This window comes from Streptomyces sp. NPDC088707 (genome assembly GCF_044752725.1).
In the GTDB taxonomy this organism is placed as follows: Bacteria; Actinomycetota; Actinomycetes; order Streptomycetales; family Streptomycetaceae; genus Streptomyces.
This window is the reverse complement of the sequence record NZ_JBIVLV010000003.1, coordinates 634,681-648,413: the sequence shown is the minus strand read 5'-3', so window position 1 is coordinate 648,413 and position 13,733 is coordinate 634,681. Positions and strand designations below refer to the sequence as shown.

General features: G+C 70.1%; 12 protein-coding genes and 1 tRNA gene. 6 read left to right on the top strand and 7 right to left on the bottom strand.

Annotated elements, in window-relative coordinates:
* Positions 1-79: 79 nt before the first annotated feature.
* From ACIP84_RS13795 to ACIP84_RS13785, 3 genes are read right to left on the bottom strand one after another with little or no spacing between them, the layout of a single operon-like run.
* Entirely contained in the window at positions 80-922 is an 843-nt protein-coding gene (locus ACIP84_RS13795) for a cytochrome c biogenesis CcdA family protein (protein WP_355968951.1), read from the bottom strand.
* Complete coding sequence (locus ACIP84_RS13790) at positions 919-1,701, bottom strand: DsbA family protein (RefSeq protein ID WP_401797953.1); 783 nt, start codon at positions 1,699-1,701, stop codon at positions 919-921. Before ACIP84_RS13790 ends, ACIP84_RS13795 begins: the two co-directional genes overlap by 4 nt.
* 55 nt (positions 1,702-1,756) lie before the next feature.
* Entirely contained in the window at positions 1,757-2,107 is a 351-nt protein-coding gene (locus ACIP84_RS13785) for a hypothetical protein (protein WP_401797952.1), read from the bottom strand.
* Positions 2,108-2,290: 183 nt separating this feature from the next.
* Here ACIP84_RS13785 and hrpA point away from each other — a divergent pair, with 183 nt between their 5' ends.
* The 3 genes from hrpA (at position 2,291) to ACIP84_RS13770 (ending at position 6,782) form a co-directional block, all read left to right on the top strand.
* Complete coding sequence (gene hrpA / locus ACIP84_RS13780; protein ID WP_401797951.1) at positions 2,291-6,229, top strand: ATP-dependent RNA helicase HrpA; 3,939 nt, start codon at positions 2,291-2,293, stop codon at positions 6,227-6,229.
* Between the two features lie 87 nt (positions 6,230-6,316).
* A tRNA-Asp gene (locus ACIP84_RS13775) sits at positions 6,317-6,390 on the top strand.
* Between the two features lie 128 nt (positions 6,391-6,518).
* Entirely contained in the window at positions 6,519-6,782 is a 264-nt protein-coding gene (locus ACIP84_RS13770) for a DUF6274 family protein (RefSeq protein WP_355968961.1), read from the top strand.
* Positions 6,783-7,122: 340 nt separating this feature from the next.
* Here ACIP84_RS13770 and bldC read toward each other — a convergent pair whose 3' ends face one another.
* On the bottom strand, positions 7,123-7,329 hold the full coding sequence (bldC, locus tag ACIP84_RS13765; RefSeq protein ID WP_003949541.1) for a developmental transcriptional regulator BldC: 207 nt from the start codon (positions 7,327-7,329) through the stop codon (positions 7,123-7,125).
* 385 nt (positions 7,330-7,714) lie between these two features.
* Between bldC and ACIP84_RS13760 the strand changes: the two genes are divergently transcribed.
* Entirely contained in the window at positions 7,715-7,909 is a 195-nt protein-coding gene (locus tag ACIP84_RS13760; RefSeq protein WP_401797950.1) for a hypothetical protein, read from the top strand.
* 2 nt (positions 7,910-7,911) lie between these two features.
* Here the strand turns inward: ACIP84_RS13760 and ACIP84_RS13755 are convergent, their stop codons facing one another.
* The gene (locus ACIP84_RS13755) at positions 7,912-8,832 is read right to left on the bottom strand and encodes a hypothetical protein (protein ID WP_401797949.1); all 921 of its coding nucleotides are present in this window, start codon (positions 8,830-8,832) and stop codon (positions 7,912-7,914) included.
* A 156-nt stretch (positions 8,833-8,988) separates the two neighbouring features.
* On the opposite strand from ACIP84_RS13755, the gene ACIP84_RS13750 reads away from it, so the two are divergent.
* Together ACIP84_RS13750 and ACIP84_RS13745 are read left to right on the top strand one after the other, a co-directional pair.
* The gene (locus tag ACIP84_RS13750) at positions 8,989-10,080 is read left to right on the top strand and encodes a Glu/Leu/Phe/Val dehydrogenase dimerization domain-containing protein (protein WP_266967439.1); all 1,092 of its coding nucleotides are present in this window, start codon (positions 8,989-8,991) and stop codon (positions 10,078-10,080) included.
* A gap of 322 nt (positions 10,081-10,402) precedes the next feature.
* Entirely contained in the window at positions 10,403-10,657 is a 255-nt protein-coding gene (locus tag ACIP84_RS13745) for a DUF3073 domain-containing protein (protein WP_030318267.1), read from the top strand.
* 186 nt (positions 10,658-10,843) lie between these two features.
* On the opposite strand, the gene purM is transcribed toward ACIP84_RS13745, so the two are convergent.
* Both purM and purF read right to left on the bottom strand, forming a co-directional pair.
* Complete coding sequence (gene purM / locus ACIP84_RS13740) at positions 10,844-11,917, bottom strand: phosphoribosylformylglycinamidine cyclo-ligase (RefSeq protein WP_401797948.1); 1,074 nt, start codon at positions 11,915-11,917, stop codon at positions 10,844-10,846.
* Between the two features lie 73 nt (positions 11,918-11,990).
* Positions 11,991-13,517 (bottom strand): amidophosphoribosyltransferase, encoded by a 1,527-nt coding sequence (gene purF / locus ACIP84_RS13735; protein ID WP_355968970.1) that lies wholly within the window; start codon positions 13,515-13,517, stop codon positions 11,991-11,993.
* Positions 13,518-13,733: the final 216 nt, after the last annotated feature.

The following is a 13,733-nucleotide window of genomic DNA, read 5'->3' as shown; positions in this document are numbered from 1 at the left end:
GAGCGGCAGGAACCGAGACGTCCGGCCGGCACCGAGTCGTCCGTACGGGGAGGGGGCCGGCGCCCCCCTCCCCGTGCCGTCAGACCTCCTCGCGCTCCCCCGAACGGCTCCCCCGCCTCGCCCGCAGCGCGAGCACCAGCGCCACCACGGCCACCACCGCGACGAGCAGCGCCCAGTCCGGGACCGCCCGGCCGAGCGACGCCACCCGCTGCTCCACCGCGAACGACTCGTCCACCGACAGCAGGCCCGGCAGCGCGGTCGTCCCGTCGAAGACCAGGAAGAGCGTCCCGAGGGCCACGAAGAACAGGCCCGAGAGCAGCGACGTCGAGTGGAGCGTGAGGGGACCCGCCCGGAGCGGCCGGCCGCGCAGCCAGGACCGTCGGCCCAGGTCGTACCGCTCCCAGAGCAGCGCGAGCACGAACAGCGGAACGGCCATGCCGAGGGCGTACACGGCGAGGAGCAGTCCCCCGTACGCCGGGCTGCCGCTCAGCGCCGCGACCGTCAGGACGCTGCCGAGGATCGGGCCCGCGCAGAAGCCCGCGAGGCCGTAGACCAGGCCGAGGGCGTAGACGGAGAGCGCCGAGGTGGGCCGGATCCGGCCGCTCGCCCCGGCGATCCGACGGGAGGCGAAGCCCAGCCCGAGGATCTGCAGGACGCCGAGGCCGATGATCAGCCAGCCGCCGGCGGTGACGAGCAGGTCCCGGTGACCGTAGAAGAGACGGCCCGCGAAGGAGCCCGCCGCGCCGAGCGGGACGAGGGTCGTCGCCAGACCCGCGTAGAGGATGCCGGTCCTGGCCACCAGCTTCGCGCGCGTGTCGATCGAATACGCGAAGAAGGCCGGCAGGAGCAGGGCGCTGCACGGGCTGAGCAGGGCGAGCAGGCCGCCGAGGAAGGCGGCGAGGTAGCCGATGCCGGAGGTCACCGCGCGGAGCCCGAGCCGGGCTTCGTGGCGCCGTCGGTCGGCTCGGCCGTCTTCGGCCCCTTCGAGGCCTTGGCGGCCTTCGCAGCGGCCTCGATCGTCTCCGTGAACGTCTCCAGCGGCTGCGCGCCGGCGATCGGCCGGCCGTTGATCAGGAAGGACGGGGTGGAAGTGGCGCCGAGGGAGTAGCCCTGCTCCTGGTCCGCGCTCACGGCCGCGCGGGCCGCCGCCCCCTCGCTGTCCTTCGCGAACCGGGCGGCGTCGGGGACGCCCGCCTCCTTCGCCAGGGCCGCGATCCGGTCCTTGCCGAAGCCCTTCTCCTTGGCGCCCTCCGCGTAGGCCGCCTTGTGGAACTCCCAGAACCGGCCCTGCTGCCCGGCGGCCCAGGACGCGCGGGCGACCGCCTCGGACTCCTCGCCGAAGATCGGGAAGTTCCGCCACTCGATGCGCAGGGTGCCCTCCTCGACGTACTTCTCGATCAGGACGGGCTCGGTGTCCCGGGCGAACTTCCCGCAGTAGCCGCACTTGAAGTCGGCGTACTCGATGAGCACGACGGGAGCGTCGGCGCGGCCGAGGGCGAGCTCGTCGGAGGCGTCGCGGCGGGCGTACGCCTCCAGTTCGGCGTAGACGCCGGCCGAGGGGTCGGCGGAGACCTCGGCGACGGAGGAGGAGCCGGCGGTGCCGGGGGACGCGGGCTTGGTGGCGGTGTACGAGACGACGCCGAGCAGGACGGCGGCGACGGCCACCCCGGAGACGACGACGATCGGCTTGGACCTGGACATGCGGAAGCGCTCCTGAGGAGAGAGGGAGGAGGGACGGCGGAGGACGGCCGTCCGTCTAGACCCTCAGGACCGAGAGCTCCACGGGAGACAGGGGTACGCGCGCGGGTGGCTCCCGTCCCGCCGACACGCCCCGGCCGGCCGCGTCCCGTTCCCGGGCGCCGCACGGCGTCCGGTCGGCGGCCAGGGCCGGCAGCAGCTCCGCGAAGGCGTGCGCGCGCGGTGGTACGACGGGGCCCGCGGCCCCCTCGTCGACGGGGTGGCCCGGGTCGCAGCCGGGTACGGCGGCGCCCAGGACGACCGGGGCCGTCCCCGCGGGCGTGGCCGACGTCGCACCGCACACCAGGAGTCCGAGGACCAGCGCCACGAGCGCGGCGAACGCCGCCGGCACGCGGGTGGTGCGGAACATACGAAACCTCTCCGGTCCGGTCGACGTGCCCGAAATAGTACGCACCCCACCACCCCGCACCCGGAAGCCACCCGTCGCCGGGCACCCGCGGGCGCCCCGGGGAAGCCACTCGTGCGGTCCCCGGGCGGCCACTCGTAAATCGGTTCGCCGCTTCTCGGCCGCAGGTGCGATCCTGGATCCCGTATGTCTACTTCCTTCGCCGCCCTCCAGTCCGTCCTGGCCGAGGTCTCGCTGCGGGACTCCCACCGGCTCGGCCGCCGTCTCGAAGGCGCCCGCCGCATCCGCAAGCCCGAGGCCCGCGCGGCCGTCCTGGACGAGATCGCCGTCGAGGCGGCCAAGGCCAAGGAGCGCGTCGACGGGCGCGCCTCCCGCGTGCCCGCGGTCACGTATCCCGAGCAGCTACCCGTCTCGCAGAAGAAGGACGAGATCCTGGAGGCGATACGCGACCACCAGGTCGTGATCGTCGCCGGTGAGACGGGTTCGGGAAAGACCACCCAGATCCCGAAGATCTGCCTGGAGCTCGGCCGGGGCGTCCGGGGCATGATCGGGCACACCCAGCCCCGCCGGATCGCCGCCCGCACGGTCGCCGAGCGGGTCGCCGAGGAGCTGAGGACCCCGCTCGGCGAGGCCGTCGGCTGGAAGGTCCGCTTCACCGACCAGGTGAACCCCGACGCGACCTTCGTGAAGCTGATGACGGACGGCATCCTGCTCGCCGAGATCCAGACGGACCGCGAACTGCGCGCCTACGACACGATCATCATCGACGAGGCCCACGAGCGGTCCCTCAACATCGACTTCCTGCTCGGCTATCTGGCACAGCTGCTCCCGAAGCGCCCCGACCTCAAGGTCGTGATCACCTCGGCGACCATCGACCCGGAGCGCTTCTCCCGCCACTTCGGCGACGCCCCGATCGTCGAGGTCTCCGGCCGTACCTACCCGGTCGAGGTCCGCTACCGGCCGCTCCTCGAAGAGGACTCGGAGGAGAGCGACCGCGACCAGATCACCGCGATCTGCGAGGCCGTCGACGAGCTCCAGTCCGAGGGCCCCGGCGACGTCCTGGTCTTCCTCTCGGGTGAGCGCGAGATCCGTGACACCGCGGACGCGCTGCTCAAGCGGCAGCTGCGCGGCACCGAGGTCCTCCCGCTCTACGCCCGGCTGAGCCACGCCGAGCAGCACCGGGTCTTCCAGGCGCACTCCGGCCGCCGGATCGTCCTCGCGACGAACGTCGCCGAGACGTCCCTGACCGTCCCCGGCATCAAGTACGTGATCGATCCGGGCACCGCCCGCATCTCCCGCTACTCGCACCGGACCAAGGTGCAGCGGCTGCCGATCGAGCCGGTCAGCCAGGCCAGCGCCAACCAGCGCAAGGGCCGCTGCGGCCGCACGTCCGACGGCATCTGCATCCGGCTGTACTCGGAGGACGACTTCCTCGCGCGGCCGGAGTTCACGGACGCCGAGATCCTCCGGACGAACCTGGCCTCCGTCATCCTCCAGATGACCGCCGCCGGCCTCGGCGACATCGAGAAGTTCCCCTTCATCGACCCGCCGGACCACCGCAACATCCGGGACGGCGTGCAGCTCCTCCAGGAACTGGGGGCGATCGACCCGGCCGAGAAGGATCCGAAGAAGCGGCTCACCCAGCAGGGCCGGAAGCTCGCCCAGCTGCCCGTGGACCCGCGGCTCGCCCGGATGGTCCTGGAGGCCGACAAGAACGGCTGCGTCCGCGAGGTCATGGTGATCGCGGCCGCCCTCTCCATCCAGGACCCGCGCGAGCGGCCGGCGGAGAAGCAGGCGCAGGCCGACCAGCAGCACGCCCGGTTCAAGGACGAGACGAGCGACTTCCTCGCCTTCCTGAACCTCTGGCGGTACGTCCGTGAGCAGCAGAAGGAGCGGGGTTCCAGCTCCTTCCGCCGGATGTGCAAGCAGGAGTACCTGAACTTCCTGCGCATCCGCGAGTGGCAGGACATCTACGCGCAGCTGCGGACGGTCGCGAAGCAGCTGGGCATCCATGTGAACGAGGAGGACGCGCCGGAGCAGTCCGTCCACATCTCGCTCCTCGCGGGCCTCCTCAGCCACATCGGCATGAAGGACGTGAAGGACGGCGCGAAGAACGACTACCTGGGTGCCCGCAGCGCCAAGTTCGCGATCTTCCCCGGCTCCGCGCTCTTCAAGAAGCCCCCGCGCTTCGTCATGTCCGCCGAGCTGGTGGAGACCTCGCGCCTCTGGGCCCGGGTCAACGCGCGCGTGGAGCCCGAGTGGATCGAGCCGCTCGCCCAGCACCTGGTGAAGACGACGTACAGCGAGCCGCACTGGGAGAAGGACCAGGCGGCCGTGATGGCCTTCGAGAAGGTGACGCTGTACGGCGTCCCGATCATCGCCGACCGCAAGGTCAACTACGGCCGGATCGATCCGGAGGTCTCCCGCGACCTGTTCATCAGGAACGCGCTCGTCGAGGGCGACTGGCGCACCCACCACAAGTTCTTCGCGGACAACCGCAAGCTCCTCACCGAGGTCGAGGAGCTGGAACACCGCGCGCGGCGCCGGGACATCCTGGTCGACGACGAGACGCTCTTCGACTTCTACGACAAGCGTGTCCCCGAACACGTCGTGTCCGGAGCCCACTTCGACTCCTGGTGGAAGCACAAGCGCCACGACGAGCCGGAGTTCCTGGACTTCGAGCGCGAGATGCTCATCAACGAGAAGGCCGCCGGGGTCACCAAGGACGACTACCCGGACTCCTGGCGGCAGGGTCCGCTGAAGTTCCGGGTGACGTACCAGTTCGAGCCCGGAGCGGACGCCGACGGCGTGACCGTCCACGTCCCGCTCCAGGTCCTGAACCAGGTGACGGACGACGGCTTCGAGTGGCAGATCCCCGGTCTGCGCGCCGAGGTCGTCACCGAGCTGATCCGCTCCCTGCCGAAGCCGATCCGCCGCCACTACGTGCCCGCGCCGAACTTCGCGTCCCGCTTCCTCGACGCGGTCGTGCCCGTGCAGGAGCCGCTGGCGGGGGCGCTCGCCCGCGAGCTCCAGCGGATGGTCGGCGTGCCGGTGACGGCCGACGACTTCGACTGGGCGAAGGTCCCCGAGCACCTCAAGGTGACGTTCCGGATCGTCGACGAGCGGCGCAGGAAGCTCGCCGAGGACAAGGACCTGGAGACGCTGCGGCTGCGACTGCGCCCGAAGGCCCGCAAGGCCCTCTCCCAGGCCGCCGCGGCGGCCACCGGGGGTCCGGACGGCTCCGGGCCCTCCCTGGAGCGCGCCGGGCTCACGGACTGGGCGATCGGGACGCTCACGAGGGTCTTCGAGACCAAGCGCGGCGGGCAGCCGGTCAAGGCGTACCCGGCGCTCGTGGACGAGGGCGCGACCGTCGCCGTACGGCTCTTCGACACGGAGGCCGAGCAGGCGCTCGCGATGTGGCGGGGCACCCGGAAGCTGATCATGCTGAACATCCCGGTGAACCCGGCGAAGTTCGCCTCGGACAAGCTGACCAACCAGCAGAAGCTGGCCCTGTCCTCGAACCCGCACGGCTCGATCCAGGCCCTCTTCGACGACTGTGCCACCGCGGCGGCCGACAAGCTGATCGCGGAGCACGGCGGCCCCGCGTGGGACGAGGAGTCGTTCCGGAAGCTGTACGACAAGGTCCGCGCGGACCTGGTGGACACGACCGTGCGGACGGTGGGCCAGGTCCAGCAGATCCTGGCGGCCTGGCAGGCGTGCGAGCGCCGGCTGAAGTCGACGAACAGCCTGGCGCTGATCGACAACCTGACCGACGTGCGCACGCAGCTGGCCTGGCTGATGCCGGCCGGCTTCGTCACCCGTACGGGCCTGAAGCGGCTGCCCGACCTGATGCGCTATCTGGTGGCGGTGGACCGGCGGCTCCAGCAGATGCCGACCGGGGTCCAGCGGGACACCACCCGGATGGAGAAGGTCCGGGAGATGCTCGACGAGTACGCCTGGCTCCTCGAACAGCTCCCCCAGGGCCGTCCGGTGCCGTCCGAGGTGACCGACATCCGCTGGATGATCGAGGAGCTGCGGGTGAGCTACTTCGCCCACGCGCTGGGCACGGCGTACCCGATCTCGGACAAGCGGATCGTGAAGGCGATCGACGCGGCGGCCCCGTAGCGGACCGTCGCCGTCGGTGAGTTCGACCGGACCCCCTGACCTGCTGTACAGTCTTGCTCGCAGCCGCTTACGAGGGGCTGCGAGCAAGGCTCTGTGGAGCAGTTGGTTAGCTCGCCACCCTGTCAAGGTGGAGGTCGCGGGTTCAAGTCCCGTCAGAGTCGCCTCACCGGAAAGGCCCGCATCGTGAGATGCGGGCCTTTCTTTGTGTTCCCGTGTCTTGACGGGGCCACAGGCCCGCCGGTACCCCGGACATCAGGGATACGGGGGCCCACACCGGAGGTGGTCGCGCATGGCCGCGGCGTCCGCAGCACGGCACGAGACGAGAGCACTGCTGCGCGCCCATCTGGCGGCCGCGTCCCGGTACGGACACCTCACCCGCCACTGCGTGGTCTGCCATCGCCTCCTGCGGCTCTCCATGGACCTCCCGGAGCCCGAGGGGCCCGGGGAAGGACCGGAGGGGCCCGGGGAAGGGCGCCAGGAGCCGGAGCGCCCGGCGGACGGGCCCGGGGAGCCGGCGGACGGCAGTGGGGACGAAAGTCCCACCGACCCATGACCAACGGCGGGTTGAGGCCGTTCCGCGAAGTGGCAGGCTGTTCTTTGGCAAGAGTCGGCCAGTGTGACGGGAGTCACTGAGGCAGTTTCAGAAACCGCTTCACTTACACCCTCCCTACACCGGCCCGATTTAATGTGTGCAATTGCACCGCCCTCCGAAGAGTGGCGCCGGGCACAAAAGAAGATCGCGCCAGACCCGGCGGAGTCCAGCGCGATCGTTGACGAAGGCCTGTTGGGGCAGGAATCCGTCGGCAGAGCTAGGGGTGGGCGACCGGATTGGGGGATCCGGACAGGCCCGGTGTTACGGGGTACTGCAGGTACTGCGGGGTGTCTGCGCGACCTCAGGCCTCGCTGCGCTGCTGCGGAATACCCGCCAGCAGAGCGCGAACCTCAGCTTCGCGGTACCGGCGATGCCCACCCAGGGTGCGGATGGACGTGAGCTTCCCGGCCTTCGCCCAACGGGTCACCGTCTTCGGGTCCACGCGGAACATCGTGGCAACCTCGGCAGGGGTCAGCAGCGGCTCGGCATCAGGGGTGCGAGCGGTCATGAGCGGCCTCCTCGGGAGAACCGAACCATCTCGGTTCTTTCCTCTAAATTCTGCACCTTGACCCGCGTTGCCCGAAATGGCAGAAGCGGGCCGAGTCGGTTATAGGACGAACGGCTTGTCCTCGGCACTACAACTACACCATCCGTCCAGCCACGTCGGCCAAACCGATGGAATTGCCCTCGCAGGTGTTCATCAGCGGCGGAAGTCGATGGACCATGCCATAACGGACAGTCACGCCACTGTGACGATCAGTCACAGAGCGATCAGGAGTCCTCAGACCCCCCATAGAGTGCAATGCTGAGCGTTCCGCCCATAGATGGACGGAAGGAACCCTCCCCGGACTCCTTGTCCTATTTTGGCACGAGGGTGGGTGATGGACGCAAGGGTGCGTTACGTGCTGTCCGTCACGCTTGAGCCAAAGGCCCGGATCGGGACCAACGTCCCCGCCCGGCGGGTGCCGAAAGGCCCGACACCGCTCGGCATTCAAAACCGGGCAGGCGGTATCCGGACACCCTTGAAGATCATTTACACCCGTCGGACATGTCTTGTCGATACCGACCTGACGAAGATGCCCGACTGATGTCAATTCGCGAAGCGAAGATCCCTGACCACCCGCCAGCGCTCCGCGAGCCGCCCGTACGCCTCGCTCGCCCGCTCGCCGTCGCCGGCCCGCAGCGCCGCGAGCCCCTCCGCCAGCTGCGCCGCCGACCGGTCCGCCGCCAGCCACTCCTCCGGCACCGCGTGCACCAGACCACCGAAGTCCAGCTCCACGAGCGCCCGCGGATGGAACTCCTCCAGCCAGCGCCCCACCTCGATCAGGCCCTCCGTCATCGGACCGTCGTCGATCGACTCCCGCAGGGCCCGCAGCGCCCGCGCGAGACGGCGGCGCGCCTGCGCCATCGTCGTCCGGTAGCGCAGCACCGGAGCCCTCCCCTCACCGTCCGCGCCCGCACCCGCCGCGCTTGCACTCGCCGCGCCCGCGTCTCCCGCGCCCTCGGCCGCGCCGGCCGGCCGCTCCCCCGGCTCGTACTCCCGGTCCTCGTCCCCGAAGAGCGCGAACCAGCGCAACGGCACCTGCCAGACCGCCGTACGGATCCACGGACGCGCGTCCGGGTTCCTGCTCAGCCAGCGCTCGTAGTCGCTCTCCACCTGGACGCGCACGACCGGGGGCAGCATCGCGTCGAGCACCGGCTCAGGGAACTGGCCGGCCAGCTCCTGGAGCGCCAGCCACCCCCGCAGCCGGGTCCGCCACGGGCAGATCACGACCACCCCGTCCAGCCGGGCGACGAAGGCCTCCCCGCTCTCGTGGACCGGCACCGGGACCGGCGGCGTCGGCAGCAGGTCGGCCAGCGAGCGCCGCAGCTCCTCCTGCGCCCCCGGGGTGCGCGGCAGGCGGGCGTACCGGGCCCAGTGGGTCCGCTCGGGCTCGGGGAACGCGGCCAGCGGCTCGTACACCCGCAGATAGGACGCGTAGGGGATGAGGACCGAGGAGGCGACCGACATGTCGCGAATCCTTCCACGGAGGTACTCCGGGAGGGGGTGATCCTGAGCACTGCGGCCGATCTACGCCCAGGTAGGACTTACTCTCTTGCCGAACTGGTCCTCCCCCCACCCACAGGGAGGTCCGCAACCGCCGCTTCGTACTTGGGAGTCACCACCGTGACCGATGTGACCGGCGTTCCTGCTGATGTACTGCACACCCTGTTCCACTCGGAGCAGGGTGGCCACGAGCAAGTCGTGCTCTGCCAGGACCGCGCCACCGGCCTCAAGGCCGTCATCGCCCTCCACTCCACCGCCCTGGGCCCCGCCCTCGGCGGCACCCGCTTCTACCCGTACGCCACCGAGGCCGCGGCGATCGCCGACGCCCTCAACCTGGCCCGCGGCATGTCGTACAAGAACGCCATGGCCGGTCTCGACCACGGTGGCGGCAAGGCCGTCATCATCGGCGACCCGGAGAAGATCAAGACGGAGGAGCTCCTCCTCGCCTACGGCCGCTTCGTCGCGTCCCTCGGCGGCCGGTACGTCACGGCCTGCGACGTCGGCACCTACGTCGCCGACATGGACGTCGTGGCGCGCGAGAACAAGTGGACCACCGGCCGCTCCCCCGAGAACGGCGGCGCCGGGGACTCCTCCGTCCTCACCGCCTACGGCGTCTTCCAGGGCATGCGCGCCTCCGCGCAGACCCTCTGGGGCGACCCGACGCTGCGCGGCCGCAAGGTCGGCGTCGCGGGCGTCGGCAAGGTCGGCCACTACCTCGTCGAGCACCTCCTGGAGGACGGCGCCGAGGTCGTGATCACCGATGTGCGTGAGGAGTCGGTGCGCCGGATCACGGACAAGCACCCGCAGGTCACCGTCGTCGCCGACACCGAGGCGCTGATCCGCGTCGAAGGTCTCGACATCTACGCGCCCTGCGCGCTCGGCGGCGCCCTGAACGAGGAGACCGTCCCGTTCATCACCGCGAGCATCGTCTGCGGCGCGGCCAACAACCAGCTCGCCCACCCGGGCATCGAGAAGGACCTCGTGGAGCGCGGGATCCTCTACGCGCCCGACTACGTGGTCAACGCCGGTGGCGTGATCCAGGTCGCCGACGAGCTGCACGGCTTCGACTTCGACCGCTGCAAGAAGAAGGCGACGAAGATCTTCGACACCACGCTGGAGATCTTCGCACGTGCGAAGGCCGACGGGATTCCGCCGGCCGCCGCGTCCGACCGGATCGCCGAGCAGCGGATGGCCGACGCGCGACGCGCCTGAGCCTGACCGGGGCCGGCCCGTCGCCGGGGTGACCGTGAGGTGTCCGTGGGAGGTCCACGGAGCGGCCACGGGGAGACTTCGCTCACGCCCCTCGGCGGGTCGGCCCTCAAGAAGAGGTTAAAATCGCGATTGACCAGCGAGGAAAGGGCACCTCGATGGTTCTGTACCGGGGTATGTGATGCGCGCGGCGTACCGTAGACCCGCGGAAACAGGTACCGTTGAAGCCCTACGGACCGGTCTCTCTGTCGAGAGTCCGTTCCGAATCATGAACGCGTGTCAAGACTCTGGGGCCACCGAGCCCCGTCACCGAGGGGGTCGAGCCATGGGGCGCGGCCGGGCAAAGGCCAAGCAGACCAAGGTCGCCCGCCAGCTGAAGTACAGCAGCGGCGGGACAGACCTGACGCGTCTGGCCAATGAGCTGGGCGCTTCGACTTCGAACCAGCCGCCGAATGGCGAGCCGTTCGAGGACGACGACGAGGAAGACGACCCGTACGCCCAGTACGCGGATCTCTATAACGAGGACGACGAGGACGAGGACGACGAGTCCGGTCCGAGCGCGTCCCCGCGTCGCGCTTGACCTTCTGAATCGCATCGCAGAAACCCGGTCCGGGATCACCCGGCCGGGTTTCTGTGCTGTCCGCGTCCGGGCCTCGCAGGGCCCTGAGCGGGGAGCAGGGCCCCTGATCCGGGGCGCGGGGCGCTCCGTACGAACGCGAACGGGGCGCCCCCTCAGGAGCGCCCCGTCACCTCGTACCGGCGAGGGTTACTTCGCGTAGTCCCCGACCAGCTCGGCGCCCGTGGTGTGCGTGCGACGCTCGGTGATCTCGCCCGCGACCCAGGACTCGACGCCCCGGTCCGCCAGCGTCGTCAGGGCCGCGTCCACGAACTCGGCCGGCACGACCGCCATCATGCCGACGCCCATGTTCAGGGTCTTCTCCAGCTCCAGGCGCTCCACCTGTCCGGCCTTGCCGACCAGGTCGAAGATCGCGCCCGGCGCCCAGGTCGAACGGTCGACCGTGGCGTGCAGGCCGTCCGGGATCACCCGGGCCAGGTTGGCCGCCAGACCGCCGCCCGTGATGTGGCTGAACGCGTGGACGTCCGTGGTCCGGGTGAGGGCCAGGCAGTCGAGCGAGTAGATCTTCGTGGGCTCCAGGAGCTCCTCGCCGAGCGTCCGGCCGAGCTCGTCGACCCGCTGGTCGAGCGTCATCCCGGCGCGGTCGAAGACCACGTGGCGGACGAGCGAGTACCCGTTGGAGTGAAGACCGGAGGAGGCCATGGCGATGACCGCGTCCCCCGTACGGATGCGATCGGCGCCGAGCAGCCGGTCGTGCTCCACGACACCCGTGCCCGCGCCGGCGACGTCGAAGTCGTCCGGGCCGAGGAGGCCCGGGTGCTCGGCCGTCTCGCCGCCGACCAGCGCGCAGCCGGCCAGGACACAGCCCTCGGCGATGCCCTTGACGATGGCGGCGACCCGCTCCGGGTGGACCTTGCCGACACAGATGTAGTCGGTCATGAAGAGCGGCTCGGCGCCGCAGACGACGATGTCGTCCATGACCATCGCGACCAGGTCGTGGCCGATCGTGTCGTACACGCCCATCTGGCGGGCGATGTCGACCTTCGTCCCGACGCCGTCGGTGGCGGAGGCGAGGAGCGGACGCTCGTAGCGCTTGAGGGCGGAGGCGTCGAAGAGGCCGGCGAAGCCGCCGAGGCCACCAAGGCCCGCGACTTCTGCGCGCTGCGTCTTCTTCACCCACTCCTTCATGAGCTCGACGGCGCGGTCACCCGCTTCGATGTCGACGCCCGCGGACGCGTAGCTGGCACCAGTGGTCTCAGACATGCTGAAGAACTTTCGTGTCGTACTGCGGTTGCAGCGGGGTCTTCCGGGCGACGGAGCTCACGGGCGACGGAGCTCACGGGCGACGGAGCGCGTCGGAGGCCGCCGTGGCAGCGGGACCCGCGGCCAGTTCGGTCTCCAGGAGCTGCTTGCCGAGCAGCTCGGGGTCCGGCAGCTCCATCGGGTACTCGCCGTCGAAGCAGGCACGGCAGAGGTTCGGCTTCTGGATCGTGGTCGCCTCGATCATCCCGTCGAGCGAGATGTACGAGAGCGAGTCCGCGCCCAGCGACTTGCCGATCTCCTCGATCGACATGCCGTTGGCGATCAGCTCCGCGCGGGTGGCGAAGTCGATGCCGAAGAAGCAGGGCCACTTCACCGGCGGCGAGGAGATCCGGATGTGGATCTCGGCCGCGCCGGCCTCGCGGAGCATCTTGACGAGGGCGCGCTGGGTGTTGCCGCGGACGATCGAGTCGTCGACGACCACCAGGCGCTTGCCCTTGATGACGTCCTTGAGCGGGTTCAGCTTCAGCCGGATGCCGAGCTGGCGGATGGTCTGGGAGGGCTGGATGAAGGTGCGCCCGACGTAGGCGTTCTTCACCAGGCCCGCGCCGAACGGGATGCCCGAGGCCTCGGCGTAGCCGATCGCGGCCGGGGTTCCGGACTCCGGCGTCGCTATCACCAGGTCGGCCTCGACGGGCGCCTCCTTCGCCAGGCGGCGGCCCATCTCCACGCGGGAGAGGTACACGTTCCGGCCGGCGATGTCGGTGTCCGGGCGAGCCAGGTAGACGTACTCGAAGACACAGCCCTTGGGCTTCGCTTCCGCGAATCGCGAGGTGCGGATGCCGTTCTCGTCGATCGCGATCATCTCGCCCGGCTCGACCTCGCGGACGTAGCTGGCGCCGCAGATGTCGAGGGCGGCGGACTCGGACGCGACCACCCAGCCGCGCTCCAGGCGGCCGAGGACCAGCGGGCGGATGCCCTGCGGGTCACGGGCCGCGTAGAGCGTGTGCTCGTCCATGAAGACGAGGGAGAAGGCGCCCCGGACATCGGGAAGGACCTTGGCGGCCGCCTCCTCGATGGTGAGCGGCTTGCCCTCGTCGTCCACCTGGGCGGCGAGGAGCGCCGTCAGCAGGTCGGTGTCGTTGGTGGCCGCGACACGGGTGCTGCGGCCTTCCTTCTTGGGCAGGTCAGCGACCATTTCGGCGAGCTGCGCCGTGTTCACCAGGTTGCCGTTGTGGCCGAGCGCGATGGAGCCGTGGGCGGTTGCCCTGAACGTCGGCTGCGCGTTCTCCCACACGGAGGCCCCGGTGGTCGAGTAGCGGGCGTGACCGACCGCGATGTGACCTTGGAGGGAACCGAGAGAGGTCTCGTCGAAGACCTGGGACACGAGGCCCATGTCCTTGAAGACGAGGATCTGGGAGCCGTTGCTGACCGCGATTCCCGCGGATTCCTGGCCCCGATGCTGGAGGGCGTAGAGCCCGAAGTACGTGAGCTTTGCGACCTCTTCACCCGGAGCCCAGACACCGAAGACGCCACAAGCGTCCTGGGGGCCTTTCTCGCCGGGGAGCAGGTCGTGATTGAGTCGACCGTCACCACGTGGCACGTTTCCGAGTGTAGACGGGCTCGACCACTGGTCCGAATTGAGGAAATGCGGGGTCCACCCTGCTCGTGCGATCGCACGAAATGATCATCTCCGGCTCGGAGAGGCCTACGAGGCAGGCGCGGTAAGGGATTCCCGCCCCGCGACCCTCCCGAGCGGACGCTCGTACCAGGACGGGAGCGCCGTAGCGATGTGACGGAGGGCACCCCGGGGAGCCTC

What these genes read in the sequence shown, in the direction of transcription:
- bldC (WP_003949541.1), bottom strand. Translation starts at nt 7,329, where the DNA reads ATGACCGCTCGCACCCCTGATGCCGAGCCGCTGCTGACCCCTGCCGAG.
- ACIP84_RS13745 (WP_030318267.1), top strand. Translation starts at nt 10,403, where the DNA reads ATGGGGCGCGGCCGGGCAAAGGCCAAGCAGACCAAGGTCGCCCGCCAG.
- purM (WP_401797948.1), bottom strand. Translation starts at nt 11,917, where the DNA reads ATGTCTGAGACCACTGGTGCCAGCTACGCGTCCGCGGGCGTCGACATC.
- ACIP84_RS13755 (WP_401797949.1), bottom strand. Translation starts at nt 8,832, where the DNA reads ATGTCGGTCGCCTCCTCGGTCCTCATCCCCTACGCGTCCTATCTGCGG.
- ACIP84_RS13770 (WP_355968961.1), top strand. Translation starts at nt 6,519, where the DNA reads ATGGCCGCGGCGTCCGCAGCACGGCACGAGACGAGAGCACTGCTGCGC.
- ACIP84_RS13790 (WP_401797953.1), bottom strand. Translation starts at nt 1,701, where the DNA reads ATGTCCAGGTCCAAGCCGATCGTCGTCGTCTCCGGGGTGGCCGTCGCC.
- ACIP84_RS13785 (WP_401797952.1), bottom strand. Translation starts at nt 2,107, where the DNA reads ATGTTCCGCACCACCCGCGTGCCGGCGGCGTTCGCCGCGCTCGTGGCG.
- hrpA (WP_401797951.1), top strand. Translation starts at nt 2,291, where the DNA reads ATGTCTACTTCCTTCGCCGCCCTCCAGTCCGTCCTGGCCGAGGTCTCG.